This window comes from Sphingobium sp. DN12 (genome assembly GCF_051058005.1).
GTDB lineage: Bacteria > Pseudomonadota > Alphaproteobacteria > Sphingomonadales > Sphingomonadaceae > Sphingobium > Sphingobium yanoikuyae.
In genome coordinates, this window is the sequence record NZ_CP173717.1 from 1,282,967 (window position 1) to 1,309,172 (window position 26,206).

At 59.1% G+C, this 26,206-nt stretch carries 23 protein-coding genes and 3 pseudogenes; 13 read left to right on the plus strand and 13 right to left on the minus strand.

Annotation, left to right across the window (positions count from 1 at the left end; genetic code table 11):
- Positions 1-126 precede the first annotated feature (126 nt).
- The 5 genes from ACI6S0_RS06095 to ACI6S0_RS06115 all read left to right on the plus strand — a co-directional run bounded on the left by ACI6S0_RS06095 (position 127) and on the right by ACI6S0_RS06115 (position 4,010).
- Positions 127-546, plus strand: a complete 420-nt coding sequence (locus ACI6S0_RS06095) for a helix-turn-helix domain-containing protein (protein ID WP_026109094.1) — start codon at positions 127-129, stop codon at positions 544-546.
- Between the two features lie 9 nt (positions 547-555).
- Positions 556-1,179 carry a GntR family transcriptional regulator gene (locus ACI6S0_RS06100; RefSeq protein ID WP_017500747.1) on the plus strand — a complete coding sequence of 208 codons (624 nt, stop codon included), beginning with the start codon at positions 556-558 and terminating at the stop codon, positions 1,177-1,179.
- Between the two features lie 180 nt (positions 1,180-1,359).
- Positions 1,360-1,491 (plus strand): benenodin family lasso peptide, encoded by a 132-nt coding sequence (locus ACI6S0_RS06105; protein WP_232015888.1) that lies wholly within the window; start codon positions 1,360-1,362, stop codon positions 1,489-1,491.
- A 67-nt stretch (positions 1,492-1,558) separates the two neighbouring features.
- Positions 1,559-2,218: a lasso peptide biosynthesis B2 protein gene (locus ACI6S0_RS06110; protein WP_017500749.1), complete on the plus strand. Its 660-nt coding sequence runs from the start codon at positions 1,559-1,561 to the stop codon at positions 2,216-2,218.
- 1 nt (position 2,219) lies between these two features.
- The gene (locus tag ACI6S0_RS06115) at positions 2,220-4,010 is read left to right on the plus strand and encodes an asparagine synthase-related protein (RefSeq protein ID WP_017500750.1); all 1,791 of its coding nucleotides are present in this window, start codon (positions 2,220-2,222) and stop codon (positions 4,008-4,010) included.
- On the opposite strand, the gene ACI6S0_RS06120 is transcribed toward ACI6S0_RS06115, so the two are convergent.
- The 5 genes from ACI6S0_RS06120 to ACI6S0_RS06140 form a co-directional block, all read right to left on the minus strand.
- Positions 3,983-6,025 (minus strand): Atxe2 family lasso peptide isopeptidase, encoded by a 2,043-nt coding sequence (locus ACI6S0_RS06120; protein ID WP_081600907.1) that lies wholly within the window; start codon positions 6,023-6,025, stop codon positions 3,983-3,985. The two genes, ACI6S0_RS06115 and ACI6S0_RS06120, sit on opposite strands and share 28 nt — an antisense overlap.
- Positions 6,025-8,574: a TonB-dependent receptor domain-containing protein gene (locus ACI6S0_RS06125; protein WP_293919432.1), complete on the minus strand. Its 2,550-nt coding sequence runs from the start codon at positions 8,572-8,574 to the stop codon at positions 6,025-6,027. Before ACI6S0_RS06125 ends, ACI6S0_RS06120 begins: the two co-directional genes overlap by 1 nt.
- A gap of 108 nt (positions 8,575-8,682) precedes the next feature.
- On the minus strand, positions 8,683-9,660 hold the full coding sequence (locus ACI6S0_RS06130; RefSeq protein WP_026109096.1) for a FecR family protein: 978 nt from the start codon (positions 9,658-9,660) through the stop codon (positions 8,683-8,685).
- 52 nt (positions 9,661-9,712) lie between these two features.
- On the minus strand, positions 9,713-10,279 hold the full coding sequence (locus ACI6S0_RS06135; RefSeq protein WP_026109097.1) for an RNA polymerase sigma factor: 567 nt from the start codon (positions 10,277-10,279) through the stop codon (positions 9,713-9,715).
- A gap of 180 nt (positions 10,280-10,459) precedes the next feature.
- Positions 10,460-10,735, minus strand: coding sequence for a hypothetical protein (locus ACI6S0_RS06140; protein WP_313326151.1), 276 nt, complete (start codon positions 10,733-10,735; stop codon positions 10,460-10,462).
- A 115-nt stretch (positions 10,736-10,850) separates the two neighbouring features.
- Here ACI6S0_RS06140 and ACI6S0_RS06145 point away from each other — a divergent pair, with 115 nt between their 5' ends.
- Positions 10,851-11,207, plus strand: a complete 357-nt coding sequence (locus ACI6S0_RS06145) for a sigma factor-like helix-turn-helix DNA-binding protein (protein ID WP_017500756.1) — start codon at positions 10,851-10,853, stop codon at positions 11,205-11,207.
- 106 nt (positions 11,208-11,313) lie between these two features.
- Here the strand turns inward: ACI6S0_RS06145 and ACI6S0_RS06150 are convergent, their stop codons facing one another.
- The 3 genes from ACI6S0_RS06150 to ACI6S0_RS06160 are packed head-to-tail and all read right to left on the minus strand — an operon-like array spanning position 11,314 to position 13,320.
- Entirely contained in the window at positions 11,314-12,048 is a 735-nt protein-coding gene (locus tag ACI6S0_RS06150) for a dienelactone hydrolase family protein (protein WP_157228480.1), read from the minus strand.
- Positions 12,049-12,087: 39 nt separating this feature from the next.
- Positions 12,088-12,375 carry a hypothetical protein gene (locus ACI6S0_RS06155; protein WP_017500758.1) on the minus strand — a complete coding sequence of 96 codons (288 nt, stop codon included), beginning with the start codon at positions 12,373-12,375 and terminating at the stop codon, positions 12,088-12,090.
- A gap of 30 nt (positions 12,376-12,405) precedes the next feature.
- A complete protein-coding gene (locus ACI6S0_RS06160) occupies positions 12,406-13,320 on the minus strand; it encodes a dimethylarginine dimethylaminohydrolase family protein (RefSeq protein ID WP_157228481.1) in 915 nt (304 codons plus the stop codon).
- 412 nt (positions 13,321-13,732) lie between these two features.
- Between ACI6S0_RS06160 and ACI6S0_RS06165 the strand changes: the two genes are divergently transcribed.
- From ACI6S0_RS06165 to ACI6S0_RS06190, 6 genes are all read left to right on the plus strand, one after another.
- Positions 13,733-14,695, plus strand: a complete 963-nt coding sequence (locus ACI6S0_RS06165) for an adenylate/guanylate cyclase domain-containing protein (RefSeq protein ID WP_313737119.1) — start codon at positions 13,733-13,735, stop codon at positions 14,693-14,695.
- A gap of 2 nt (positions 14,696-14,697) precedes the next feature.
- Positions 14,698-15,453: an adenylate/guanylate cyclase domain-containing protein gene (locus ACI6S0_RS06170; RefSeq protein WP_313737118.1), complete on the plus strand. Its 756-nt coding sequence runs from the start codon at positions 14,698-14,700 to the stop codon at positions 15,451-15,453.
- Entirely contained in the window at positions 15,450-16,076 is a 627-nt protein-coding gene (locus tag ACI6S0_RS06175) for a Pycsar system effector family protein (protein ID WP_434405286.1), read from the plus strand. Before ACI6S0_RS06170 ends, ACI6S0_RS06175 begins: the two co-directional genes overlap by 4 nt.
- 128 nt (positions 16,077-16,204) lie before the next feature.
- The gene (locus ACI6S0_RS06180; RefSeq protein ID WP_313737116.1) at positions 16,205-16,966 is read left to right on the plus strand and encodes a HEPN domain-containing protein; all 762 of its coding nucleotides are present in this window, start codon (positions 16,205-16,207) and stop codon (positions 16,964-16,966) included.
- A 761-nt stretch (positions 16,967-17,727) separates the two neighbouring features.
- A complete protein-coding gene (locus tag ACI6S0_RS06185) occupies positions 17,728-17,970 on the plus strand; it encodes a hypothetical protein (RefSeq protein WP_293919436.1) in 243 nt (80 codons plus the stop codon).
- A gap of 376 nt (positions 17,971-18,346) precedes the next feature.
- The gene (locus ACI6S0_RS06190; protein ID WP_157228602.1) at positions 18,347-18,868 is read left to right on the plus strand and encodes a hypothetical protein; all 522 of its coding nucleotides are present in this window, start codon (positions 18,347-18,349) and stop codon (positions 18,866-18,868) included.
- A gap of 1,655 nt (positions 18,869-20,523) precedes the next feature.
- On the opposite strand, the gene ACI6S0_RS06195 is transcribed toward ACI6S0_RS06190, so the two are convergent.
- The 4 genes and pseudogenes from ACI6S0_RS06195 to ACI6S0_RS06210 form a co-directional block, all read right to left on the minus strand.
- Positions 20,524-20,793: an ankyrin repeat domain-containing protein gene (locus ACI6S0_RS06195; RefSeq protein ID WP_017503561.1), complete on the minus strand. Its 270-nt coding sequence runs from the start codon at positions 20,791-20,793 to the stop codon at positions 20,524-20,526.
- A 10-nt stretch (positions 20,794-20,803) separates the two neighbouring features.
- Positions 20,804-21,079 carry an ankyrin repeat domain-containing protein gene (locus ACI6S0_RS06200; RefSeq protein ID WP_313326164.1) on the minus strand — a complete coding sequence of 92 codons (276 nt, stop codon included), beginning with the start codon at positions 21,077-21,079 and terminating at the stop codon, positions 20,804-20,806.
- Positions 21,069-23,276, minus strand: a complete 2,208-nt coding sequence (locus ACI6S0_RS06205; protein ID WP_026109702.1) for a catalase — start codon at positions 23,274-23,276, stop codon at positions 21,069-21,071. Before ACI6S0_RS06205 ends, ACI6S0_RS06200 begins: the two co-directional genes overlap by 11 nt.
- A gap of 175 nt (positions 23,277-23,451) precedes the next feature.
- Positions 23,452-23,789: pseudogene (locus tag ACI6S0_RS06210) on the minus strand (integrase core domain-containing protein); the annotation flags it as partial.
- A gap of 153 nt (positions 23,790-23,942) precedes the next feature.
- Between ACI6S0_RS06210 and ACI6S0_RS06215 the strand changes: the two are divergent.
- A pseudogene (locus ACI6S0_RS06215) lies at positions 23,943-25,236 on the plus strand (IS110 family transposase).
- Between the two features lie 213 nt (positions 25,237-25,449).
- Here ACI6S0_RS06215 and ACI6S0_RS06220 read toward each other — a convergent pair.
- Positions 25,450-26,150 (minus strand): annotated as a pseudogene (locus ACI6S0_RS06220) (IS3 family transposase); the annotation flags it as partial.
- Positions 26,151-26,206 lie beyond the last annotated feature (56 nt).

Sequence of the window (26,206 nt, forward strand, 5' to 3'; positions counted from 1 at the left end):
AGGATAGGTAAATCTCGCTCACTCTCAAAATGGGAGTCAAAAAATTTGACCCACGGCACATTTCACACGACCCTGATCGAGTCGGAATGTGCATGGGAGCTTTGAGACGCGATCAGGGAGGCCCTGATGATCTCATCTCAAGGCGGCGCCTTTGAAGAGGGGGCGTCGATACTGGCCGAGGTCAAGACGATCTCAGGTCGCCGCATAGAAGAACGGCGCAAACGCCATCGCATTACGCAAAAGCAACTTGCTGCCGATGTCGGGATCGGCGTGCGGTGGCTTCGTGAAATCGAGGCGGGCAACCCGAAGTCCCGTGTCGATGATCATATCGCTTGCGCTCATGCCCTTGGGCTCTCCTCAGCGCACCTTATCATTCCAATGCTGTTTCTGGAGCATAACATGCACTTTCCTCGCCATTTCTTTCTCGACGACATGCAGAAGCTGGAAACGCTGCTGGTCGAATTCATCTCAAATCTCAGCCTCAAGACATTCCTTCAGGCCGGTAATGGACACAAGGGGCCGGGCGGCGCCGGCTCGGCAAGGTAGAGCGGACTTATGTCGCCCGACGCCTTCACCGCCGATCGCATTCACCGCGAGATAAAGAAGCTGATCATGGCCGGCAAATTCACGCCCGGCTTGCCGCTGACCGTCCAGTCGCTCGCCGACGAATTTGGGACGAGTACGTCTCCTGTGCGAGATGCACTCAATCGGCTGGTGGGCGAGCGTCTCGTTGAAACGCAGGGCGGCGGTGGGTTTGCTTTGCCGGAAATCACCAAGCGTAACGTTTACCATCTCTACAGCTACCATGCCGACCTTGTCCGGACGATCGTGAAGGTGATGGTTCGACTGGAGGAAATGGGTTCGCCACCTGCTTTCGTCGTCAACAGATCAGCGCACGGCCTGGCTTTGGCTTATGCGACCGCGGAGTTTTTTTCGCTGCTGGCATCCTGCTCCCCTAACCCCGAACATTTAGATGCGATCGTACAGGCGGGCGAGCGGCTCGCTATTCTCCGACTGCACGAAGGCCCTATCGGTAGGCAAGGCGAGGAACTCGCGACGCTATGGAATGTAACCCGTTCGGGAAACAGAAACGCAACACGGATCGCTATGTGGCAATATCACCGTCGACGTTTGTTACGAGCTGATCAAATTTCTTCAGCGGCGACACGAATGAGGTAAATCCTGAAAAGCCTTGAAAGCCTCGCTTCGCTGCCTGCCAAGGCGTTGCCATATTTCATTCGATTATGACGGCGATCATATATGCTCTCAAAATGAGAGCATATATGATCGGATATATGGCTTTTCTTTCATACCATCAGCGTTGCCGCAAATTCCTGCGGCGCAATGATGGAGATGAACATGTCCAATATCGAACATGACGAAGATATCGTCGATCTGGGTGCCGCTTCCGTCGAAACCCAGGGCGCCATCCGTGGCGTCCTCGACCTCACCGGTGGTCAGCTGAACCAGATGGGCATCGCTGACGACTGATCGATGAGGCGCGCGTCCTTTTGAAGGGCGCGCGCCGTAATCGCGTCTTCGAAAGAGGGGCGGACCCATGCGGTACAAGCTGAGGAATGGCCTGGCCTTCTGCGTCACTGGCGGAAGAACGATCTTCCTGGACGTCGCGGCTGATCGCTATTTCGGCCTGCGGCCGGAATGGGATGCAGCTTTCAGGAGATATCTTGAAGACAAGGAGGACGGTCCCGGGATCGAGCCCTTGCTGCGTGGTCAGATTCTCGTCATGGCAGATGAATGTGAACCATTTAGTCAGCAGGCTGTGATCCCGCCGGCTCGCCGGGAGGTCTTGGCTGAGTTCGGCCATCGCCTGAGCGGCAGGAGCTTGTTGTTCATTCTTGCCCAGTTCAGGGCGATGCTGGACCTGCGGTTACGCCGCTTTGACAGGATCGTATCTGGGATTGCCGATCGGTCGCGAGGACTCGGTGTCGTCGGTTGGAATTGTCCTGATTTGCGCGAGTGGGGACCAATTGTGGGCGCCTTTGCGGCCTCCGCGCCGCTGCGTCCCCGCAATACCCACTGTCTGACCAATTCGATCGCCTTCATGGACATGGCTTTGTCGGCGCGGTTGCCAGCCAAACTGATCCTGGGCGTCAGCGCATCGCCCTTTTCCGCCCATTGCTGGGTTCAGGCAGGTGATACGGTCTTAAACGACCGCCTCGAGAATATTTCGGCGTTTGAGCCGATCCTGGCGATCTGAGATGCTGGAACGCTACCTCGCAATCATTGATTATAGCGGTGCGCCGCTTGAGAGGCTCTCCTCCGAATTCCTAGCGGCCTCCGGGTTCCAAAGCGTTCTACCCGGAAAAAGCTGCGCGCTTTTGACCGGCTGTGCCGCGCAATTGCTCACGCTCCCGGCCGACCGAGGCGCGGTGATCGGCCCGGTGTTTCCGCGCCATGGTCCTGCCGCGCGCATATTGCCGAGCGACAGGATCTTTCCCGATGATATGCTCCATGGTGATCCAGTCGCGACTTTAGCTGAGCGCTATTGGGGCGGCTATGTTGCCTTGCTCACGCCTGAGAATAGGATGCTGGTCGCGCGTTCCCCCGGCGGCGCGCTGCCAAGTTATTTCACGATGCTTCCAAGAGGATGGGCAATCTCGTCAGACATCATGCTTCTCGTCGAAGCAGGTCTGGTTCGACCGTCGGTGAGTTGGGCGGAAATTCCACGCTATCTGGGCGCCAAGGACCTGCCACAGGCCAGGACGGCACTCGATGGCGTTACGGAATTGCTTCCTGGTACTGCGGTGGAACTGGTCGAGCGAGAAGCTCGGGCGTGGCAGTTCTGGAACCCTTGGGATTTTGTTTCCGAGCCGCTTTTCTGGGATAGCGAGGAGGTTGCCGAGCGCCTGCGCCGCACAGTTGATCATTGCGTTGCGTCCTGGGCATCTACCTCGCTGGCTCCCATCCTCACATTATCAGGAGGGCTCGATTCCTCGATCGTCGCGGCGGCGCTTTCCAGAGTAGGCAGGCGTGCGAGCAGCGTGACGATTTCGACCCTGAGCCGTGATGGCGATGAGCGGGACTATGCCCGCGTAATGGCGCAGGCATCGGGTATGAACCTTATAGAGGCCACTTATGATCTGGCGGATGTGGATATGTCCAGATCAGTGGCAGAACAATTCCCAAAGCCGATCGGATTCGTTCACGAACTCGCCTATCATTCGGCCTTGTTACGCGCGGTTGGCGAGGCTGGCGCAGACGCCGTCTTTACCGGAAATGGCGGCGATAACGTCTTTTACAATAGTAGTTCTGTTCGGCCATTTTTCGACGCGTGGAAAGCCAGAGGTTTCCACCGTGAAACCGCTCAGTCGATAGCCGATATCGGGAGGGTGACCCAGGTCCCTCGATGGGAGGTATGTCGCCAGATCGTCAAAGCCGCTCGCACTATGCGTCGGCCCTATCGATGGCATCTCGACATTGATTTGATGGAGGCGGACGCCGCTGAGGCGTTGCAAGCAGACCCGCCGCAGCACGATTGGCTAGAGAAGGCACCACTCACACGGCCCGGAAAACTGGGCCATATCGCGCTCCTCCTGCGCGTTCAAAACCATGTCGAAGGCTATCTGCGTGGCTTCGGTTTGCCCATGATCGATCCGCTCATGTCGCAACCGATTGTCGAGTTGGCTTTGGCCATCCCGACCTGGAAGATGATAGAGGGCGGGAGAAATCGGGCCATAGCGCGTCGGGCCTACGCCGACCTTCTCCCGCCACTCATCCGCGACCGTCGGCGCAAAGGAAGTCCGAGCAGCTTCGCGGTAGACCTGGTCAACCAGCGCCTCGACGAGATACGCGAGCGGCTGATGGATGGTGAACTTGTTCGTCACCGGCTTGTCAGTCGGTCAGCCTTGGACGAGGCGCTTGTCCATGGGCCGGCCATTGATCGTCACTATGTCCGCCTCATGGCGCTTCTCGACATGGAGGCGTGGATTACGCGCTGGCAAGCAATCCCGAATGGTCAGGGTCATCCACCCGGTTTTGCCTCTCTCTGATTCCAGCTTCTTCGCATCTGTTGCCACCGCTCAGCCTCTTGGGCTGCTTGGCTTCCCCCAACAGGCAACTTGTCGAGCAACCAGAAATTGAACCAGTCGATAGCCCGTCGATAGATCGCAACCCTATGAGCAGGTTGTCGTTTCACATGATGCTCATCCGGGAAGACATAAAGATCCACGGGCTTGCCGGCGCGGCGAAGGGCTGTGAGGGCTTCGAGGCCTGAAAGATATTCATCGTCCGACATCTGGGCCAGGACCGGGAAGGGAATGCGATTTGCATTTCGCGCCCAGGATAGGCCCTCCCAAAGGGACGGATTGTCGGAAGGGGAGGCGGGCCAGCCCAGCTTTTCATATTCCGCCTGAATAGCAGGCCCAAGGAGCCAGGTTTGCGACCCTTCCCAGCAGCAACTGCTGATCGCAGCCGCTTTGAAAAGCGTGCTGTGAAGAGCAGCGAATTGCACGGTCGATACGCCATCACTCAGGCCTGTGATGCCGATGCGTGCTGGATCGACGAGGCCGGCGCTAATGAGCTGCTGAACCTTCGTCTCGATGGCTGACAGGATGCTGCGCCGTTCCATGAAGCCGTCGAGCTGGCGCCGCTCTCGTTCATGTGGGTCGATCTTTTGATCGCGCAGTGGCGCGGGTGGCCGCTGGATCGAGAGAACCAGATATCCGGCCTTCGCAAGCAACTGGATAGGATATTCGTCTCCCGTACCGCCGCGCAGAAACCCTCGGCTTTGATATTGGACGACTATCAAAGGATAGCGCTGCCCGACCCGGTAATCTGGTGGATAAACGAGGTCGCCATAGCATTCGAGATCGCGATCATTTTTCCATTGCAGCCGCTCCGCATGCCCGAGAGCGAGAGAGCCGAATTCGGGATTGGGATTGAAAATCACCTGCGACCGACCGCTTTCGGGATCAATCCGATCGAGATATCTCGGTGCTACCGATTGCTCCCGGGCACAGATAATGTCCGTGCCAAGAGCGCCACAATTCATAAGCAGGTTCGATGTCTGCATGATTTTGCGAACGGATTTGCGAGCCGGTTGCCATTCATAAATTCCCGTCAGGCTTCGGCCCCAGCCTTCACGCCGGACATAACGGATAGCGTCGCCGGCCATCCATGGTTGTCCCTCGACATCCGTGCAGCGACTGTCGGCGCAGATTATTTGCGCTGTCCCATCTGTAAGGGCGAGGCGGCTGACGCCATCGACGTCGACTGCCAGCGTCGCCGCTTTTCGATGTGCTCGGGATGGAGCGTCGGACGCTGAGAAGATCAGCGCCTGTGTGGGCGCGGCCAGGCGATGTTCACCAGTTAAGATGTTGATTGATACAAAACTGTAATGGGCCGGCCCCCGCGGAAACGGCCGGTTTCTTCCGTAAGGAAACCAGCGTTCATCAAAATGATATCCTGACAAGCTCTCTTGATCGAGCGCATCGCTGGCGCTTGCGTCGTCCCGTACTTTCGCGATGACCGATAACCCACCGCCGTCGAACCGGAAATCGACGATATCATCGTCGAATGTCGCCGTCATTTTGCTCCTACTTCCGTCCCAACTCCAGAGTTGGAGGCGGCCATCGACATATTTGAGATAGGCAAGATGTTTACCATCGGGCGACCAGCGGGGTGTGATGACCTTGGGAAAGCCGCTCGGGAACCCCGTCATCCCGTAATAATCGTCAAAACGCCAGAAGGCTGCGCCAGCGCCGCTGTCGATAAGGCGCGGACTGCTCCCCAGCGCGATGACATAAATGCCCGAACAAAAATCATTGCTGGCGATGTTGGCTCTCGCAACGCTGACGGCAATGGCCTGTCCATCGGGAGAGACTGAAAACATGGGATCTACATCAAGATCGGGGATGGATCCCATGTTCAGGGTTTCAATGAGATCGCCGGCCGAAAGTGAATGGCTTGGACCTGGGCTTTTGATTTGTAGCGCGGCCTTGCAATCCGACGCAGGGGTCGGACTGCTCGCCGCTGCTGCCAGCGCTAGGGCAAGGAGCGGGAGCATTACCAGGCCTTGGAAATCGTTAGGCTGACGAAGCGGCCGACGCTTGAATAGTTGGTCGCGTCATATGGCGGGCTGTTCGCCCCAGAGGTTCGGATGAGCGAAGGCATTTCATTGAACAAATTCTGCGCTGACAGAAGGAACGACCAGCCCCCGAGAAGCCCGGGTCCGTCGAACTTGATATTGGCGCTGAGGTCGACCGATTGGAAACTGTCGACCTTGTAGACCTGCGTTGTTCTTCCGTCGGTCGTGCCGCCGATATAGTTATAGCTCGCTGTCAGCCCGATATTGCCCCGTTGCCAGCCCGCGCTTGTTCGCGCGCGCCAATGCGGTGGGTTGAAAATTGTGCCAGCCCTCTCGATGCTGGGCTGGCTCGCTGACAAGCGTTGGTCGCTCTTGAGATAGCTGGCGTTCGTCTCGACACTGAACGCATTGGCGCCGTTGCGGAAGGCGTAGGAAGCCGTGACGTCAACGCCCTGGATTTTCTGCCGAGCAGCATTTTGTAGCTGGTTGTGGACGATTGCGACAATGCCGGCCGGGTCATACGGGCCATCGGTCTGATTGCTGACGCCAAGCGGCAGGTCGGTGGTGGCGGCCAAAACCTCGGTGAGGCTCGGATTGAGCAGGACGAGGTCTGCATATTCACTGCGGAAAGATTGATAGTCGTCGGCGATCGGGCTGACGACCCGCCCCTTGTAGCGGACATGGAAATAGCTTGCCTGCAGGCTGAGCCCCTCGACTGCTCTCGGCGCAAATTCGGCAGTAAGGGTCAACGTCGTCGCCCGCTCGGGGGCGAGGTTTCGGCTGCCGCCGGCGAGAACAAGGACGGCTCCGGCTGTCGCGGGACTAGGCGTGAATTCGCTCGAAGCGAGGGTATAGCCCTGTTGCACGGTGTTGCGCTGGCTGAGCGTGGGCGCCTTGAAGGACTTGCCCCAGCTGCCCTTGAACATGAGCGCATCGACTGGCTGGTACAGGATACCGATTTTTGGTGTGGCTAGCCCGCCAAGATGGTCATAGCGCTCATAGCGTAGGGCCCCGGACAGCTGGAGTTTCTGGATGAGCAGTAAAGCATTCCGATCTGACACCAGCGGCACGACGACTTCCCCAAAACCATAGATCGCCGTTTGGGAATCGAGATAGTTTACCAGATTGAAGGTGCCAGCGGCGCGGACGCTGCGGACCGAAGCCGCGAGGCCATTGGATCGAAGACCAGCACCAAGCGCGAGGCGGACATCGCCGCCCGGAAAGGCGAAGAGCGGACCGTCGCCGCTGATTTCAGCCGACCATAGATCATTTTTATAGCGAATGAGGTTCTCGGCAAAACGCACTCCTCCTGAAAAGATGGAACCATCAATCTGTGTATCGCTGACGGCTCGTGTAGCTCTCGCTGTCACATCCCAGTCGGCTGGTAGATGAAAGGTGACCGAGGGGCTGACGGAATAGCTCTCGACAGCCGAGCGTGTCAGATTTCCACCGGTCGTGACTGGCGCGGTGGCGCTGAAGGGCAGCGCAGCGCGTGACCGGTGATTATTATAATGAGCGTCTATTTCAAACTCTGCCCCGTCCCCCAGGCGTTGATGCCCGGCCAGGATCGCACTGATCTGGCGCTGCGATGGCAACAGCGTCGTTCCGGGTTCCATATTGGCTGTCAGATCACGCTGCGCGGCTGTGATATCGGAAGCCTGGCTGAAATCGCCGGCCAACATCATCCCGCCGCCCGACCAATGGGCGCCCGACACTGCACTATATTGCTGCTGGAAGTTGCCGCCCTCTGTCGCGGCCCCGAGGCGAACGCTGGTGAGCAGTCCGTCATATTCCCGCCGCAGGATGATGTTGGCGACACCCCCTACGGCATCTGAGCCGTAAAGTGCCGAGGAGCCATCAGCGACAACTTCGATCCTATCGATGGCTGCAAGTGGGATTGCGGAGATATCCACGCCCTGGCTGGCAGCGTCATAGGCGAGCCGGTGACCGTTCAAGAGCGTCAGGGTCGTGTCAGGGCCAAGGCCGCGCAGATTGAGCGCGGAAGACGAGTTCACATTTTCCGAACCGGTCTGGACACTGGAGATGACACCCGGGTTCTGACCGCCGGAAAAATTCTGCGGGATGCTGCGCGCGAAAGAACCCAGATCGCTATATCCAAGCTCAGCGATCTTCTCGCGCGAGGATGAAAGGACAGGGGCTGTCGGCTTCGCTCCCCTGATGCGTGTGCCTGTAACTGAAAACAGCACATCCGTCGCGCCGGTTACCTCCTCGCGCGACGGTGCCTCTCGCCCCCGCAGGGTTATCGTACGATCCCTGATCTCGGCAGTGAGGCCCGACGGCGCGAGGAGGGCGGCCACGGCTTCTTCGACCGTGTAGGCGCCGGCTAGCGATGGGGCGCGCGCGCCCTTGAGGCTCTTGGGGTCGGCGACGAGCTGGTAATCGCTGCCGCGCGCGACGCTTCGCAAGGCTGTGGCAAGATCCTGTTCAGGCAGGTTGTAAGTCTTTTGCGCGTCCTGCGCATGTGCCTGACTGCAAATAGCGCCCATGCAAAGTGCAGCGCTGGTCATCAGCGCAATCTTTACGATTCCCATTATGTGCCCCTATTTCATGCTGCCTCTTTTTTGAGGTTCAATAGGGAAGACGGGAATCTGTTTTTCTAAAGCCGATTGGCCGAATTATTTCTTCTCGGTCAAAATCAGCTTATTGGGTTTCGATCGGTCGATGGTGGCATCAAGAAAGCTGGCCAGCCCCTGCGCGACACGCTCGATGTCGCGAATGTCGATATCGGCGAATATCTCGCGATTGCCGAGCGCCGGCGTCGCCAGTTCAATCTTGGTCTCGCTATAGCTGTTGGCTTCGGCGATGATCTCGCTGATGGGAACATTGTCGAAGCTCTTCACACCGCTCACCCATTGTTGTTCGGATAGAGGCACAGGGATGACAGAAATCTCGGTGGCGAGTCTAGTCTTCAGCTTGAGCAGCTGCCCGGGCTGGAGCTGAAGCGGCGTCGCCTGATCGGCCGGGATCGAATGCGTAAAGGCTACCATGACGGGGGTGTCGATGGGATTGACGCGGACACCATTTCTCAAAGTTATATCGAAACTGCCGCCCTGGCTCGCCACGGTCGTGCCTGCGGCACTGACGACGAATGGTCTTTGAGCGTCCCGCGTGACGCTGAACCGCGCCCGTCCGCGCTTGATTGCCACATTGCGATTTGTGGCGGTAATCTCCACGAGAAGAAGCGTGTCGGTGTCGAGAAGCACCGATGTGCCGTCGCTTAGCCGCTCGGTACGCTTTTCTCCCACCCGGGTCTCGATCGGCGTGCGGGCTTCGCTTTGCGCGATCAACCTTGGCGCGTCATCTTGCGATCGCCACCAGATACTTCCCACGACGAGCACGAGCGCGAGCGATGCGGCAAGGGGCACAAACGGTCGGAAGCTTCGCTTGTTCTTGGGCGCATGCAGCCGGCGTGAACGCATGCGGAGCTCTGCAGCGGCGCCGCCTGCCTCAAGCATTTCGCGAACGGCGTCGAGATAGCGGGCCTCGCGGGACGGATCTGCCGCCACCCAGGCTGAAAAGTCAGCCTGATGCTCCCCCAGCCTGTCGAGGGCGGTGGGATCGGGAACGGCATGGTGATCAGCGAGGATGAGCATTGCCCACTCCATCGCCTCCTGATTGTCGCGCGCCGCTCGGGCAGCGCCAGTGTCAGTCATCATTGGCCTCGCGGTGGGCAACCACATGCTTGATGGCCCTTAGCATATGCTTTTGAACCACCCAGAGCGGCACATCCAGCTCCTTGGCGATCTCGACATAGGTCTGCCCTTCGACGCGGTTCCGCAGGAAGATGTCGAGCGTGTCGGGCTTGAGCTGGTCGAGGATCAGCTTCCAGCGGGTGAGGTCCTGACGTGCCTGCGTCTCGCGATGCGTATCGCTGGCGGCAATGAGGTCGAGATCGTCATCGAGCAATGTCGAGCGGCGCGATAGAAGCGTCGAGCCGCGCGCGATGAAATCGCGTAGCAAATTGGTTGCGATGCGCGTCAGATAGGCTTGAGGGCTTTCCAGCGCCTGGGCGGGCGCTGCGCGCACGAAGCGTGTAAAAGCCTCCTGGGCCAGTTCATCTGCGTCGGCCTGGTTACCGAGCTGGCGCGTGAAGAAGCGCATGAGGCGAGGCTTCTCCCTGTTGTAGAATTCCGGAAAGCGAAAGGGTTCGGCTTCGGAATCCGTGTGTCTGACGGGACCGCGTACGCGATCCTCGCTTCTGCCATGGCTCATCTGTCGCACCTATGTCCATCTCGGGGCGACGGCCGTGAGCCGGATGTTCGAAACCTGTGGAAACCGCAGGCGCATGCGCCTTTACCGTTGCCGGCTGGACATGCGCGCATGCCACCCGGCCCCAGTGAAACTGTGACCGAGCTGGTTTCCAAGGAGTTTCGACGCCCCGCTTCCCGGCTTTCACGGGAAGCGCGACCAATTTGCCGGAATGAAGGGTGAACGCAACCCCAAAGAGCGCGCTTTGTGACGTTTTTGCGCAGGCAGGCTGGAAGAGAAGAAAGGGGGGAGGGCGGCTGCTCGCTGCGCGAACACCGCGCTCTTGCCGGAGCGGCGTGCCGCCGCACCGGCCGGCCTCGGCTGCGCCGATCCCGGCCCTTCGAGCTGCGATCGCTGCCGCAAGAACGGATGCTTTAATAAGAACAAATGGGGCGCGGGAAGGGGCATCATGTGGAACATGGCGACCCTGAACAGCCGTGGTCGCCATCCCTCAGGTCCTCAGAAGGGAAGGGGGGAGGTGGTGGGTGGAGGTCGCCAGATTGGCTGGCTGCCATCCTGAAAGGAGTCTTCCCCCATGGCCCAACATCATAATGTAAGCAGCTGTCTCGCGAGGTTCGTGACGCGGATGCGTGACCGCGTCGCTGATGACATCTGCGCCGCGCGTATCGAACGCTACTTGGCAACGGCGGCGCTCGAAGAGGGCCAGCCGCCCCGTAAAGCGGCGGGCGAGAGGGATCCGGGTATCAACGAGGCGGTGGCGCGGATGGATGCCCTCACACGCGGCATTCTCGCCCTGGTGGTCAGTCAGAAAATGAGCGTCTCGCAGATCGCCCGGCGTTTCGGGATGAGCGAGGAGCGGGTCTGCCGGCATTTCAGGCGCGCCGTCGAGATGGTCGTAATGAGGCGAGACGATGGAAGCTGCGGCGAATAGCATTCATATCATGGGTTTGCCCGGCATTCGATATGCACGGCGGTGGACGACAGCGCCTGGGAATTGCATGGCAGGGGCCAATTATGGAAGGGGGCGCTTCTGGAACCTAAACGACACTCTGAGAGGCAAGGTTGAGGTCGAGAAAATCGATCAGCGCGCGCCAGGACAGCCCATGTGCGGTAGCGTCATAGGCCATGCGCGCGTCGCCCAGCCGATCGACATCCTCGTTGGTGAAGCTATGCCAGGCGTCGCCATAGGTCGTGATCTGCCAATGCGCCTGTGCCTGCATCATCTCCCTCTGGAACGCCGCAACATCTTCGTGAGGTACGAGCGGATCTCGCGCGCCGGTAAACACCGCTATGCGCGCCTTCACCTCACCAGCTTGCGCCGGTCGAGCCGTGGTCAGCAGGCCGTGGAAGCTGGCGACCGCTGCTATCTCGGCACCAGACCGCGCCAATTCCAGAGCGGCAAATCCGCCGAAGCAAAAGCCGATCGCGGCACTGGCGGCAGGATTGACCCCGGTCGCGGACAGAAGCGCGTCAAAACCCGCCCTCACTCGTCCGCGCACAAGATCAGGATTGCTGCGAAACGCATCCAGCGCATCGCGCATCGCCTCGCCTTCTAACGGCTCGCCATTTCCGTGCATGTCGGCTGCGAGAGCAGTATATCCGAGATTGGCCAGTTTGCGGCAATGGCGCCGGACATTGCCACCAATTCCGTCCGCTTCGTGGATGACCAGTACGGCGCGGCCATTGGGCTGGAGCCTTGGCCGAAAAAGCTCGCCGAGCAGAGCCTTGCTCCCATGGAAATAGGCATAGGGCTCGCCGCCAATGTCGTTCATCAAGCGTTCCTGCATTCCGGTTTTGGGAAGAAGGGCTTCCTAATCAGCTCCTGCCTCTACCAGAATCTGTTTGATCAGCTCCAGCTGCGCTTCGTCGTTCACGTCAATCGAAACGAGGACGGGCGAATGCAAAGCAGCATCGTCTCGTTCCTCTTCCAGCGGTGCGGCTGCGTCTCCGCCACTAATCTCCTCCCCGACACTGTTTTCGGGTCCATCAGCGGCGACAAAAATGTCGCTGCGCTCGATTCCGTGAGTCTGCACCAGCAGTTCAACCGCGTTTTCAGCTTCGGCGCGGGTGGCGAAGCGCGCTTCGATTGTCTGGCTCATCGTTACTCCTCTTTTGTAAATGAACAGGCATCAGGCTGGGATGCGGCGCAGCGGCTGAGTGAGGCAGTGTATGCCTCCCCCGCACGCAGCGAACTGAGAAATGTCGATCTCGTCCACAGCGTAGCCCGCCTTGCGCAGCGCGGTCGTGACAACCGTATCGGTGGCGCTTGTGAGGATTCGGCGCCCGCCTAGCGAAAGGATGTTACAGCCGAGCGAGGACGAGAGCGCCGTGGGCATGGGGATGATTTTGATACCGCGCTCATATAGAGCCTCGACGAACGTCGGGTCCAGCAGCTCCAGGCAGCCGATCGCCTCGTCCTTTTCTACCATGCAGAAAATAGTGTCGAGGTGCAGATGGTCGGCATGAAAGGGGCATAGCAGCACATCCCAACCCGCAGCCCGAAACGGCGCCGCGAACTCTTCCGCCCCCGCGGCGCAACTGCGTTCGCCCGACATACCCACTATGAGGAGACCCTCTCGCACAACGCAGACGTCCCCGCCTTCGATCGTGCCACGCGTGATCTGCCGCACAGGTATATTCCACTCAGCACAGGTTTCCAGCAGCGCATCGACTTCGCCTCGGCGGTGCGGCATGGCTGGATTGAGGGCGGTCATGCCCCATGGCGTCGCGACACCGATGTCGCGGGTGAAGCACATGTCCGGCAGATCGCGAAGTGGGGCGAGGCTATGACAGCGCACGCGATGCCGCTCTAGCGCCTCTACAAGCATGTTATGCTGCCGCAGAGCCTCAGCGGCATCGGTCTTAAAGCCGGCAGCCAGGGCCTCACGGGTGACGGCGCAGCAGGGCACGGGCGTCAAATGAAGCGGCGGGCAGAGGATGACGTCGGTCAGCCGGTCAGTCTCGCTTACAACATGACTCTCAAGAAATGCCGGCGGCACCTTGCCCGCCATGACGCCATCAAATGCACCGAAATCGACTTTCATGGTCATCTCCTGACCACGACAACCGAAACCCGTTATCGGCAGTTCCCCAGCTTATCATCGGTTAGGACGTTTTGAGGCGATCGGGTTGGCATATCGGGAGCGCCTGAGGCCAATCGGCGCGCGGCTTTTTGACCGGCGTTGGGACTTTCGCGACTGTCGCCTTCGGAGAAGCTGACCCAGGAAATCGGTCATTCACGGACCTGCAGAATCCTTCTCCCGGAAGACAGCAACGCGCCCATTGTTGCCATTCAACTCAGATTTTCCCGCGCTCAAAATCGGACACTCAAATTATGGCCGGGGCCGGAAGCGGAATGGCAAGCTCCGGACAACTGTTTTGGGATACCCTCAAGCACTGTGGGATTACAAAATGAATGAGGTTTGGGATTTCGTGCTGAGGCGGTATGCGTGACACATGGCGACAGATCGCGATAACGATTGGCGGGATAAAGACGAGGCAGGCAAGGTGCGCGCGCGGTTCGATTTCGAGATCGAGCCAATTCGATCAGATGAGACAACCCAGATAATTACCGTTCGCGTTCAGCCCAACAGGAGGCGTTATTCGATTGTCGAAGTGAACGGCGAACGTCACTACCTCGACAAATTTCTTCGCACGATAATTCCAGAAGAAGCCGTTAAGGAAATGGCTGTCGCGCAGTTCGGTGGCTTGCCCGTGATTTACAATCCACCGTCCATTGAATCCGCCTGCGAATATGCTTCTGTAAGACAGGGAGCGATCGCCGCCGAGCTTCGCGGTGAAAGTTACGTCGCGCCGACAGAAAAGGCGCGCCCGCAATCCCAACTATCATTCGCAGGAGGCACGCGCTTTCTTACCTTTTTGTCAGTGGATATTTGCGGAAGCAGCGGCCTGCGTCGACGCGACCCCGAAGCCTTCGAGCGCGCATACGACATTTTTTTGAGGGAGCTTGCCACCTCCGTCGGTCACTTTCACGGCGCGATCCTGAAGACGACAGGGGACGGCTTCATCGCCACCATCGACAGCGAGGGCTACACGACCCAATGTGACAATACCGTCGATCTTGGGCTTACATTCCTTGCGGTCCTGCGGGGGTCCGTAAACCCTGCCTTGGAGGCAGTTGGATTACCCTCGCTTAGTATACGAGTGGGAGCCGATTGTGGCGCGGCGCGTCTGCGGAAAATCACTGTGCCCGCAACGGGCTTTGAAGCGCCGGAAGTGGCAAGCGATGCGCTCAATCGCGCCGTAAAAATCGAACAAACCGCCGCTGCGAACGAATTGCGGATCGGACGCGGTCTCTACGAGCTGGTGCATGTGCAATGGCTGGAGCGGTGTGAAGAAGTGGAATTCGACGGCAACGACGTCGGCATAGAAGGCTATCAGGTCTACAAGGTGGAATAATTGTGTCCGATCCGAACAAACTCACACGGGCCTACTTTATGAAACAGGTGGCGCGGAATCTGGCGGCGGTGGACAAAATCCGCGAGCGCAGTAAGGTTGCGGCAGGGCGGGTTATTCCATCCAGCGGCGACCTTCCGCTTCACGCTGGCCGCCGCATTGATGCCACGGTGATGTTCTTGGACATCAGCAAATTTTCGAGCCGCCCGTCTTGGACCGATATGGAGCAAGAGAACAATCTTCGTGTGTTATCGCTGTTTTTCAGCGAGATGATCCGCATCGTTCTCGACTATGGCGGCACTGTAGAGAAGAACACGGGCGACGGCCTAATGGCCTATTTTACCCGCAACGCGGCAAGCGGCGTTTCCTCACAGCAGACCGCCGTCGCCGCCGCCCTCACGATGTTCTGCGCGGCAAAGACCATTGTGAATCCGCTTATCCAGAATGCGGATCTTATGCCGCTCGATTTCAGAATTTGCCTCGATCACGGGCCGATAACCATCGCGCAGGTGGGTGTCGCCCGCGATTTCAACGGCATAGTTGCTATAGGGACGACGGCAAATATCGCGAGCAAGATGCTGGCCTTCGCTGATCCGAATACAATTTTGATCGGGACAAAAGTGTATGAGGGTTTGCCCGCCCTCTGGCAATCTGAGTATGTTACTTTCAAGACGGCAGAGACGGGCTGGTTCTACACCGACAACAATGTGCCTTACGCCTTCTGGCTTTATCACGGACGATGGAACATTCCGACAGCATGACCGACCCAAATCAATCTGCCAGCGCCGACCACACGCCGATGCTGATCGTGGAAGAGGTCCGAAGCGCACCATCACTGGCTGTACCGGAAACAGGCCGCGGGGAAGTCGTGCCATCTCGCGTATCCTTTCTAGAAGAGCACCACGCGGACTTTGCGGATTTTCAAGAAGAGTACGTTAGGAATTACATATCGCTGGCCGATACAAAGGCCGCGTGGACGTTCACAATTGCCTCGGGTGTTCTGGTGTATCTGATCGGAACTGAGAAAACCAAAGGCGCGCTTTTGGCACCTGTGTTGTCATGGCAATACGCTTCGCTTGTCGTCTCTGTCCTTCTCCTCGTGGTCTCGGCATTCTTTTCTTTTCGCGTGGTCGCGCCAAGGCTGGCTTCGAAATCGGATGAGGGAATTGTGTTCTTTGGATCGGTCGCCGCGAAAGACGATGCCGCAAGTTATGTCAGCGAAGTGGCTGCACATGACCCGGCCGAAATCACGGAAGCGCGTCTGAAACACTGCTTCGACGTATCCAAGGTCTGCCACGGTAAATATGCTTCTCTCAAGAAGGCAATATGGTTCGGGCTTCCCGCGTTGGCGGTTACTTTGCTCGCCGTCCTTCTAAATACTTAAAGGCTCAGGCCGTAGATTCATGAGCGCGAATTCCTGATCGCGCTCGTCGCCACACCCGCATTCGACACAATCCGACATTCCCACACGAAAATAATCTATCGGAAACGCTGCAGGGGGATATTCTCGTAATGAAGCATACTCAGGCCTATATCGTCTGGAGATCCCATTCTCAAAAGATGCTTGACTTTGCGGTTCTCGTGACAACGGCCGCGCCGCAACTCAATCACGCGCTTCAAGGTCACGTTCAAAATTCATCGACGTTTTTGGCAACCAATCCTGCGTTTAGACCGTCAAATGAGCCCTACGCAACCGAACGTCGAGCTCTACCTGAACATCAAAAAGTTTTAGGCGCTACATTGGTTTTGTCTATATTTTCCTATTTCGAGACCTATTTTTTTAGCGTAATTGACGAGATTATTTCCTTCCATGGAGGTTGCGAAGAATACGTGCCGATTATTGCGAGCCAATTGAGGGCGGCGGACGCAAAGCCAGCGCCAGCTGGACTCAGGTTTCTGCAGAAGCTCTTCAAATCTTCGCGTGCAGATCGATATCGGAAGTATAGTTCTGCCGTATCGAAAGAGGCGTTTATGTGGCCATCCCACCGGTTCATGCTCTTCGGGTTCAAGCAGGCGGTGAAGCAGCGCAAGCGGTGGCGCTCCGCTGACATCCCGGATCTAATGTCCGACTTGCTGGGTATGGAAATTTCGGCAAACGATCGCGATAAGTTTCACAGTGTCAGAGATAGCAGAAATAAAATAGCCCATGGGAAGTCGCTTGCCTTCGACCTTCAGAAAGCGATCGGAATAAGCAATTTCTTCCTCGATCTCTCTCGAAGAGTCGAGGGGCATGTAACTAGCCGCTTTATGATTATTGAAAAATATGCCCACTGAGAATTTCTGGCTTGTTCTCAGATGAGGGCGGCTATCCCCTCTTACCCGCCGGTAAGCCGACATTCCGCAGCCGGCCAGTCTTGGGTATCCAGAAGAGGGAAAGCTGACGGACCGCACCTGGGGACGTGAAATTGGCCGCCGAACGACCGGGAAGGGTCGACTGCCGACCAAGCGTCTGATTTTACCGCATGGCCCTCCCGAATCACATTATTCGCTAAGACGCTGCTCCATCGCCTAGCGGAGCAAAGAACCGTCACCATAGCCTTTATATCGATCGCCTCATTCGCACAGCGGCCGGCATTCCAGAGCAAGTGCAGCATCGTTGATCAGGAAATGATTGACCCTTTGAAACGCTCGGCGAGCGTGTTCTGGATGGCAGACCTTGCCACGGCGCCTCTTGCTTGATAGCTGTGTTGCATAACCAACACAGATGGCATGGCTAGTACATGTACGCACTGCGATGGTGGGTTTCCTCGCAGGCGCATCGCCTGCGGCGGCAAAGGCGGGGCCCATTCTCCCGAACATGACTGCCATCCTGAAAGAACAGCATGTTGAAAGCGCGTCAGTCGCGGTGATCCGCCGCGGGCGCGTCGTTTCGGCGAAGGCTTGGGGTATGTCCAGGCCCAGGCTGCGCAGCGACCGCCTCCACGTCGTACAATTTAGCATCGGCACCCGCCGAATGAACCAGGAAGGATTAAAGCTTGCCTGAGCGAGCCATGCTACCCCTGATGATCGCATGAGGGTCTATGGATGATCGGACAATGACTGAACATATTGCGCGCCGGATCCGCGTGCTCAGGGCAAGCCGGCCAATGCTCGGTATTGGGCGTACTTTTGTAACTCGTGTCGTCAAGAAGCTTCGTGACGAAGGCACGATCGCAACGCCCCGCTGCGTTTTCACGGTGAAGGATGAAGATTTGCTGTGGCGGACGGCCTGCGCATGCACTACCCCGATCGAATTTGATTTCGATACCGTTCTGCATGGCATCTATCCGTCTGGCTGACCTGCGCTCGAGACATAGTCGCAAGGAACTCCACGTCCCTCCGCCCGGGCCCTTTGGGACGTCCCGGCGGCGTGGCGGCCCTTCCAAGACTAGCGACATTGGGCGTTCAGCAGCTTCCGGTCGGCAACTGGCCTGCCTGTAGGGAATTTGGCATGCGGCCAATCTCAACGTCTGTTTGATTGCGTGTATCGGAGGGAGAGTCACATAGTCTGCGCTGCGCACCTCGCCTTTCCACTCAAGGGCATGGTCTGACAGTGCCGCGTTCCCCTTTGACAGCAGATTTGCACGCTCCATGGTGCCCAGCGGAACACTCATGCGCCCGCTCCGTTAGGTCTCAGCCACACTGATGGCCAGACTTTAGAAGAGGATCGAGGAAATGGTTCAAGCATCAGCGCTTTTTGATACCCATGCTGAAGCCGAACGCGCGGTTTCCGACCTGCGCGCGCTAGGCGTGACCGACACCGACCTATCGGTCATTGCCCACCATGGTGGCACCACGACGACGCGCTCGGGGGATGGCGAGATCACCGATGAGCACCATCGAAACATCCTTCGCGGCATCCTGGGAGGCGGTGCACTCGGAGCTGGTCTGGGGGTCGCGGCACTCGCAATTCCTGGTGTGGGTCCGCTGGCCGCCGCCGGCGCCATCGCCGCTTCGGCTGTTCCCGAAGCGATCGGCCTCGGCGCTGTTCTTGGAGCTGTCGGGGGCAGCCTGAACGAAGTGCTGACCAAGCATGGCATAGAGGAAGAAGACGCAGCCTATTATAACAGCGGCCTCAAGGATGGCAGAGTATTGGTCACTGTGAACGATGCAGGGATTGACCAGGACCTCGTCCGGGACGTTCTTTATCGCAACGGCGGGCATAATGCTGCGCGGGCACGGGCTGCCATTCTGTGATACTGTGCGGCCGGGAGCGAGCGTTCCCGGTCGCATCCTGATCACCAGTCTCGTAAGCAGCGGGCAGGGACTTCCAGCCTCACTGCGATCTGGAATTTCCATCAGCGATCCGTCGCCCTGCATGCCAGTTGAGCGCCATGGTCCGACGGCTCGAGATTGACCTTTCGACCTGCAAAGGACTCATGGCCATGACCAAGGACGACAGCAAGCCATTCTTGCCTCCGGGATATGACGGGGACGAGAAGACGACCGGGGAACAGTTGAAGATCACTCCTCTTATTGACGTTGATGGACCTGACAGAGGGCGCAGAGCCCGGGAAGGATCCGGCGCTGTTGCCGGTAGCGGCGCGGGTGCTGGCGGCACTGCGATCGGCACCGAAGACTATGACGCGGATAGTGCAGGGGGGGGGCGGTCCGCCACTCGATGCCGGCAAAGGGCATAGGGCGCTGCCTGACATTAAAAATAAGAAAGGCGGCGCGGGAGAAGACGTCGACCTTCCTCCAGGGTCTTCGTCGACGTAACGCCGCGGTCTCGCGGGGCATTCCCGCACACGCGTTGGCCACGCTTGGAATCGCTGACCCTGTGCTCGTCGGTGCTCTGCGGCTTGAGCTTGCGCATCGCGCGTCCGCCGGGCCGGGAGTCCCCATCAGGTGCCTCGTCCGACGCCAGCGCAGGTGCCGTTGGCTGAGCTCAAACAGAATCAAGCTTGTCCAGGCGTCTGCGAGGGGGGGCCTGAGCGCGCATCAAAATGGATCGGTGTGCTGGAGCTCGGTGCCGATAGTATCGCAGACGAAAATTCTGGGCACGTCCGTCAATGTCGGCTGTTGGGTGAATTGAGGAGAGCGCAAAATGTCCGAAAGGATTGTGCCGATAGGGTCCTGACTGAGCGGGACTTGGTAAAGTTGGGGGACTGGTTTCGACGCCACTTTCCCATCGCGAGGAACGACATGTTCGCCGACCTTATGGCGAGGCTGGACAAGATTCCGTTCGATGCCAAGCTAGACCCAAGACCGGGCGGTAAGCATTGTCCAGGAGTGAAGCGGGTGATGCCTGTGCACGTTGGGGTGGCGACAGGTTAACAGCATGCGCTGCGCGGCCTCGACACGACCATCGGCTGGCGCGGGTCGGCGCGGACCGGGCATGGAGTGGAGCGTCGCGAGTGCCCGATGCAGAGAGGTCGCGTGGAAGATACGGAATGAGCAGCGGCTGGGACGGCGTCAGCACCTTGGTAACGCGCACCATTTCGAGAGCGTCGCGGTTGGAGTGAGCGCCACTTGCTGCGATCCGATCGCACTTCCAACGCCCAGGGCGAGTGGGGCACCCTATCGCTTGCAGCTCCGGCGGATGCACGCGCAACCGCCCCAGCAGTGGGCCAGCCGTAAGGCAATGCCTCCGCTGTCGGGACCGCTGCTACGCCGGATTATCGGCCAGAGGAAATCATGACCGGCTCTGACATCAACGGATTGATCGCCAAGGCTCAGCATCGCAATCGGCCGCAAGCCCTTTCTCGGTTCGACTTGCAGGGCAACGGTACCGCGCTGGCGGCACCGGACCCGTGGCCTTTCATGACGGGTTCTTACTGCGCTGACGGAGGACCGCCACGTCGATCATCTTATGCGTGACGCGCTGCTTACACATTGGTGGTCGCCTCACTTCACGCGAGTACGGGGCGCCTGGCCTTAAGCCGCGCGACCATCAATTCGTTGCTTTGTGTCTCCGCCATCGAGATCGCGCTGTTGCCTGCGGCATCCTGAACATGAGGATCGCCGCCACGATCGATTAACAGGTCGACAATCGCGCTATGGCCGAAGAGTGCCGCCATCATCAATGCCGTCTGACGTGCCGAATTGGCGACGTGGGGGTTGGCACCGGCGTCGAGCAGCAGTTTGGCAATCTGCGTATATCCCTTAAATGCAACGCCCATGAGCGCCGTGTTACCGCGAACGCGATCCTGTTGATCGACCGGCGCGCCGCTCTAGAAGCGCCGCGGTCGCGGCTTCACGCCCGTGATAGCTTGCCAGAATCAAGGGCGTGTAACCCTTCGGGTCCAGCGCCGTGATGTCTGCGCCTGCTTGAAGTAGCGCAGCAATCACGTCGTCGCGACCTAGCCGCGCCGCATCGAACAGCAACTCCTGGATGCGCTCTGGCGAGGGCAGTGACGGAGGCGCCTGATCGTCGTTGGCTGGGCCGCCTATTGCCTCACTTGGCATCGAGATCGACCCTCAGCTCCCGCGGCCAGTAGCGCAAACCAGCGATCGCCTCCACGAAGGCAGCCGCGTCCTTGGCGGTCGCAAGCGCGAGGCAGGCTTCGTCAAGATCGTCAGCGATGCCACCCTTGTCGAAGATCGGCTGGGCTTCTTTGGTCAGGCCGATATATTTGCAGTGACCAAAGGCATCGCGCACGAAGTCCTGCGTGGCAGCGTCGGTCGCGAGCAATGCAGCGCCTTCGCCCGAAACGACAACCGCCACCGCGTCGAACAGAGTGGAGGGCCCGCCGTCGATTTTCTGCTTGGCGGCCACCTTCGTGCCGTCCGAAAGGGTAACCCCGCCGATCTTTGGAGCAATCACTTCATAGATCGCGCCGACCTTATCGATTGCTTTCACCAGGCCGTTGAACACGCCCGCATCGGCCCCGTCGCTCAGCAGAATGCCCAGCTTACGGCCTTTGAAACTGGGCGGCCCGTTCTTGACGATGGAGAGGGCGTCGGAGGGCGGCAGATCGGTAAGGGTTGGCCGGGCCGCCTGAGCCGGCACAGGAAGTTGCGACAGGCCAAGGCCATCTGCCACCGTGGCGGCAAGGCCATCGTCGATGTTGAGCAGGTGGGAGACCATCCGGGCGCGGATGTCGGGTCGTTCGACCTTGCTCAGCTCGAAGACGAGCGCATCGGCGATATGCTTCTGCTCGATCGGCAGCTGGCTGATATAGAAGAGGCGCGCCTGGCTGTAATGGTCAGCGAAGCTTTCCGGCCGGATCCGCAGTTTGGCGCCATCCTCAGTCGCCGCGAAGCTTGTGAATCCGCGGACCGGATCCTCGCGTGGGCCACCGATCGTGGCACCCCAGCTGTTGGGCTCGTAGTTCACCCGCCCACGTGGATTGGTCATCGCCATGTGCCCGTCCTGCTGGAAGTGGGCGACCGGGCATTTAGGCGCGTTGATCGGGATGTGCGTAAAATTAGGTCCACCTAGCCGCTTGAGCTGGGTGTCAAGATACGAGAAGTTGCGGCCCTGCAGCAGCGGGTCGTTTGTGAAGTCGATCCCGGGCACGACGTTCTGGGTGCAGAAGGCGACCTGCTCGGTCTCCGCGAAGAAATTATCGACGACGCGGTCGAGAACGAGTCGGCCGACCACGCGCACCGGCAGGATGTCTTCTGGGATGATCTTCGTCGCATCAAGAACATCGAACGGAAAGCTGTCCGCGAACGCCTGATCGAACAATTGTACGCCAAGCTCCCACTCAGGGAAATCGCCGCCGTTGATGGCATCCCAGAGGTCGCGACGATGGAAGTCCGGATCCGCCCCATTGATCTTGACGGCCTCGTTCCAGAGCACCGACTGCAGTCCCTGTTTGGGCTTCCAGTGAAACTTGACGAAGGTTGAGTTGCCCTCGACGTCGACGAGGCGGAAGGTGTGCACGCCGAACCCCTCCATCGTGCGAAAGGAACGGGGGATCGTACGGTCCGACATAATCCACATGACCATGTGCATGCTTTCCGGGGTCAGGGTGATAAAGTCCCAGAAATTGTCATGCGCCGTCTGCGCCTGCGGAAAGGCGCGATCGGGCTCGGGCTTGGCTGCGTGAATGAGGTCCGGGAATTTGATCGCGTCCTGAATGAAGAAGACGGGAATGTTGTTGCCAACTAGATCCCAATTGCCCTCATTGGTGTATAGCTTGACGGCGAAACCTCGAACATCACGGGCGAGATCGAATGATCCCTTCGATCCGGCGACCGTCGAGAAGCGCACGAAGGCGGGGGTGCGTTCACCGACACGCTGGAAGACGTCTGCGCGGGTGACGTCGGCTAGGCTGTCGGTGAGCTCGAAAAAGCCGTGCGCGCCATAGCCGCGGGCATGGACCACGCGCTCAGGGATGCGCTCATGATCGAAGTGGAAGATTTTCTCGCGGAAGTGCGGATCCTCCAGCAGCACTGGCCCGCGTGCCCCTTGCTTGAGGCTGTTCTGGTCGTCCGCGACCGGGACGCCCTGCTGCGTGGTGAGTACCGCAATGTCGCCTTCCGCTGCCTGGTGCGTTTCGCCACCATCACTCTGTGGCTCGGCAAAGCTTTCGGAAACGGTCGCGTCAGCGGGAATGAGAGAGGCCTTCTGGGGAGATTCGCCTGACAGCGGTGCACCGGGAGCGATGTCGGCTGGAATAACGCCTTTCCGAGGTGCAGCTGGTTTCTTGACCATGAGAAGCTCCCTTTTGTGAAACGGTGGTGGCGCGCGCTCTATTAAACAAGCCGTGCCTCCGACCACTTCAAACCTGCGACTTAGGATACGGTTGCGGCTGGTGAGCAAAATAGATGATGTTTGATGCTCATCGCGTAAAATTGATCTGCCCCCGCCGAGTGGACCGATAGGTTTGTTAGTGCATTAAGCTGATCGCCGCCATATCCGGCCGGAGGTGGAGCGAAGCGGAACCGGAGGCCGGATATGGCGGTGTCGCCGTTTCTGGTGCCGGTCGTCGGTATCCCAGGCTGCTATGAGGGCGGACGGTGTTGTAATGCCGCCGCCAGGCTTCGATCAGCAAGCTGGCTTCGGCGAGGCTGTAGAAGATCCACCATTGAGCAGTTCGTCGCAAAGCGCCCCGTTGAAGCTTTCGTTATATCCATTCTCCCATGGTGATCCCGGGGTGATGTAGAGCGTCTTCACGCCGATCTGACGCAGCCATTTCTGGACGGCGGTCGCGATAAATTCGCTTCCGTAGCACATTGGGAAGCGGCCCCTCGAAGGGGCGCACCGCCTTGATGAAGGCAAGGGCGCGTAGCGCCCGCAGGCTTCATCAAGGCGGTCATGATCGGCCCGCAGGTCTCTAAAGTGAAGTTGTCGACTCAACCCTTTGGAGACAGACCGACCATGACCAAGCGTAGCTCTAATCCCACCGACGCCGTGCTGGTAGCCATCGATATGTCCAAACACCGCCAGGAGGTCCTGATCGAACGTCCAGAAGGCGGACCCCGACGTCGCATGACGGTGATGGCGACAAAGGCAGATTATGATCGCCTGGCCACGGATCTTAGCGACATCGGGCGTCCGATCATCGTCGGCTTCGAGGCTACTGGTAACTACCATCGCACGCTGGCGCATCGCCTGCTGTCCGCCGGCTTCGAGTTGCGCTTGATCTCGTCCGTTGCCTTGGCTCGAACGCGCGAGGCTCTGCACAATGGCTGGGACAAGAACGATTCCAAGGATGCGCAAGTGATCCTGCACATGCTGCGGATTGGCGCCACCCAGCGATACGTCGATCCGCTCGCCGCCGGGATCAACGACCTGCAGGAGATGTCGAAAACGCACGAGGCGATCTCCAAGGCTAAGACGCAGACATGGCATCGCATCCTGACCCACTACCTGCCGCTCTATTTCCCGGAGATTGAACGCTTCGCTGGCAACAGCCGATCCGACTGGTTCCTTGCTCTGCTCGAACGATTCCCGACTCCAGCCAGCATGACTGTGCTCGGCCAGGAGACTTTCTCCCGCGAAGCATGGGACTTGGTCGGCCGCAAAGTGTCCAAAGCCCGGCTGATCAACGATATCTACGAGACCGCCTGCGCCTCCGTGGCGCTACCTGTCGACGAGGATTCCGTCTCGATCGCTATGTTCCGCATGGTGATCGCCCAAGCACGCAACCTGATCCGGCAGCGCGACGAGATCGAGCGAACGGCGCATGCCATGCTGGCCGAAAACCGCGATTATCAGCTTCTGCGCATGATCCCCGGCATTGGGCCCATCAATGCGTTGACCATTCTCGCCGAGGCAGGCGATCTACGCCGCTTCAGCCATCACCGTCAGTTCCTGAAGTTCTGCGGTCTTGATCTTGCGACCCGGCAGTCCGGTACATTCCGAGGCCGCACGATGCTGTCCAAGTACGGTAATGCGCGATTGCGGCGGACCTTTTGGATGGCTGCCCAGGTCGCCGCACGTCAGCGCAACAACAGTTTCCGCGACAAGCTCGGACGATACACTGCCGGGCACGCGGATGATGCCGATCGTCGCCGCAAGGCGATGACGGCGCTCACCGCCAAGATGGCGCGCGTTGCCCATGCCGTCATCAAGACGGGGACAGAGTACCGACCGTTCCTTGAACGGTCGGATGCCAGGTGGAAGGACCCCTCTCTGCAAGTGCCGTGAGGGCGCGAAAGCGACCCTGTAGATAATGTTCGGGCCTTCCACCTGGGTGCGTATCTCGTTCTAAGGACGGTGAGGACCACGGCCGCTTCGGCGCCGCTGGATCCTGTGTTTGCTATGGCAGGGAGCGATCCCGTTGACGGTGGAAGCCATCTGGCTCAGAATGCATGCCTCGCCGCTCAATGTCGGCGCATAGAGATCTGTTGACCAAATCTCGCTTTCCTTCGTGACCCAGGACGTTATCAGACCGTATATGTGCCGGAGGACCGCGCGAGATGAACAGATCGGCCAAGCCGCCAGAACATCCTCGTGTTTCAGCTGACTCGCCACGATGAGCGCCAGGCACTCCCTGCTGGCCTCATCGGCGATGGTCAGGATTCGGAACTTGCGCCCATCATGTGTGCGCCCCTCGACGAAATCGTTGGCCCATACATGCCCCGGATATTCAGGCCGCAAGCGGATGCATGAACCGTCATTGAGCCACAGGCGTCCCCGCTTTGGCTGGCGCAGCGGAACCTTCAGCCCCTCACGCCGCCAGATCCGCTCAACCCGTTGATGGTTCACCGTCCATCCCGCCTGGCACAGCAATGCCGTCACCCGGCGATAGCCATAACGACCATATTGCTTCGCCAAAGCGATGATATCCTCTGTCAGCGCTTGTTCGTCATCCGCCCCCGCGTGGCGCCTTGCGCTGCGTCGATCGATGCTGGCCCAGAACCCGGCATATCCGTCGCTCGGATATCGGAAACTCTCGTCGCACGTGATCAATGCAGCGTCGCCGTCGCGCGGGGCTCAGAAGTTTCCCTTGACTGCCTCCTGCAGGATCAGCTTGTCCAGCGTCAGGTCCGAGATCGCCCGGCGCAACCGCTGGTTCTCCTTCTCCAGATCCTTCACCCGCCGTGCCTGGTCGGTTTTTAGGCCGCCATATTCCTTCCGCCAGCTAATGGGATGGACGGCTCTCCCACCCCGGAGCATCGTTGTGCAACCGGCAGTCG

Coding starts and splice junctions, on each gene's coding strand:
- ACI6S0_RS06095 (WP_026109094.1), top strand. CDS start 127: ATGATCTCATCTCAAGGCGGCGCCTTTGAAGAGGGGGCGTCGATACTG.
- ACI6S0_RS06155 (WP_017500758.1), bottom strand. CDS start 12,375: ATGAGCCAGACAATCGAAGCGCGCTTCGCCACCCGCGCCGAAGCTGAA.
- ACI6S0_RS06145 (WP_017500756.1), top strand. CDS start 10,851: ATGGCCCAACATCATAATGTAAGCAGCTGTCTCGCGAGGTTCGTGACG.
- ACI6S0_RS06180 (WP_313737116.1), top strand. CDS start 16,205: ATGAAGCATACTCAGGCCTATATCGTCTGGAGATCCCATTCTCAAAAG.
- ACI6S0_RS06100 (WP_017500747.1), top strand. CDS start 556: ATGTCGCCCGACGCCTTCACCGCCGATCGCATTCACCGCGAGATAAAG.
- ACI6S0_RS06200 (WP_313326164.1), bottom strand. CDS start 21,079: ATGCCAAGTGAGGCAATAGGCGGCCCAGCCAACGACGATCAGGCGCCT.
- ACI6S0_RS06110 (WP_017500749.1), top strand. CDS start 1,559: ATGCGGTACAAGCTGAGGAATGGCCTGGCCTTCTGCGTCACTGGCGGA.
- ACI6S0_RS06190 (WP_157228602.1), top strand. CDS start 18,347: ATGGTTCAAGCATCAGCGCTTTTTGATACCCATGCTGAAGCCGAACGC.
- ACI6S0_RS06115 (WP_017500750.1), top strand. CDS start 2,220: ATGCTGGAACGCTACCTCGCAATCATTGATTATAGCGGTGCGCCGCTT.
- ACI6S0_RS06120 (WP_081600907.1), bottom strand. CDS start 6,025: ATGCTCCCGCTCCTTGCCCTAGCGCTGGCAGCAGCGGCGAGCAGTCCG.
- ACI6S0_RS06140 (WP_313326151.1), bottom strand. CDS start 10,735: ATGTTCCACATGATGCCCCTTCCCGCGCCCCATTTGTTCTTATTAAAG.
- ACI6S0_RS06195 (WP_017503561.1), bottom strand. CDS start 20,793: ATGGGCGTTGCATTTAAGGGATATACGCAGATTGCCAAACTGCTGCTC.
- ACI6S0_RS06105 (WP_232015888.1), top strand. CDS start 1,360: ATGTCCAATATCGAACATGACGAAGATATCGTCGATCTGGGTGCCGCT.
- ACI6S0_RS06175 (WP_434405286.1), top strand. CDS start 15,450: ATGACCGACCCAAATCAATCTGCCAGCGCCGACCACACGCCGATGCTG.
- ACI6S0_RS06150 (WP_157228480.1), bottom strand. CDS start 12,048: ATGAACGACATTGGCGGCGAGCCCTATGCCTATTTCCATGGGAGCAAG.
- ACI6S0_RS06185 (WP_293919436.1), top strand. CDS start 17,728: ATGACTGAACATATTGCGCGCCGGATCCGCGTGCTCAGGGCAAGCCGG.
- ACI6S0_RS06160 (WP_157228481.1), bottom strand. CDS start 13,320: ATGAAAGTCGATTTCGGTGCATTTGATGGCGTCATGGCGGGCAAGGTG.
- ACI6S0_RS06125 (WP_293919432.1), bottom strand. CDS start 8,574: ATGACCAGCGCTGCACTTTGCATGGGCGCTATTTGCAGTCAGGCACAT.
- ACI6S0_RS06165 (WP_313737119.1), top strand. CDS start 13,733: ATGGCGACAGATCGCGATAACGATTGGCGGGATAAAGACGAGGCAGGC.
- ACI6S0_RS06135 (WP_026109097.1), bottom strand. CDS start 10,279: ATGAGCCATGGCAGAAGCGAGGATCGCGTACGCGGTCCCGTCAGACAC.
- ACI6S0_RS06205 (WP_026109702.1), bottom strand. CDS start 23,276: ATGGTCAAGAAACCAGCTGCACCTCGGAAAGGCGTTATTCCAGCCGAC.
- ACI6S0_RS06130 (WP_026109096.1), bottom strand. CDS start 9,660: ATGCTCATCCTCGCTGATCACCATGCCGTTCCCGATCCCACCGCCCTC.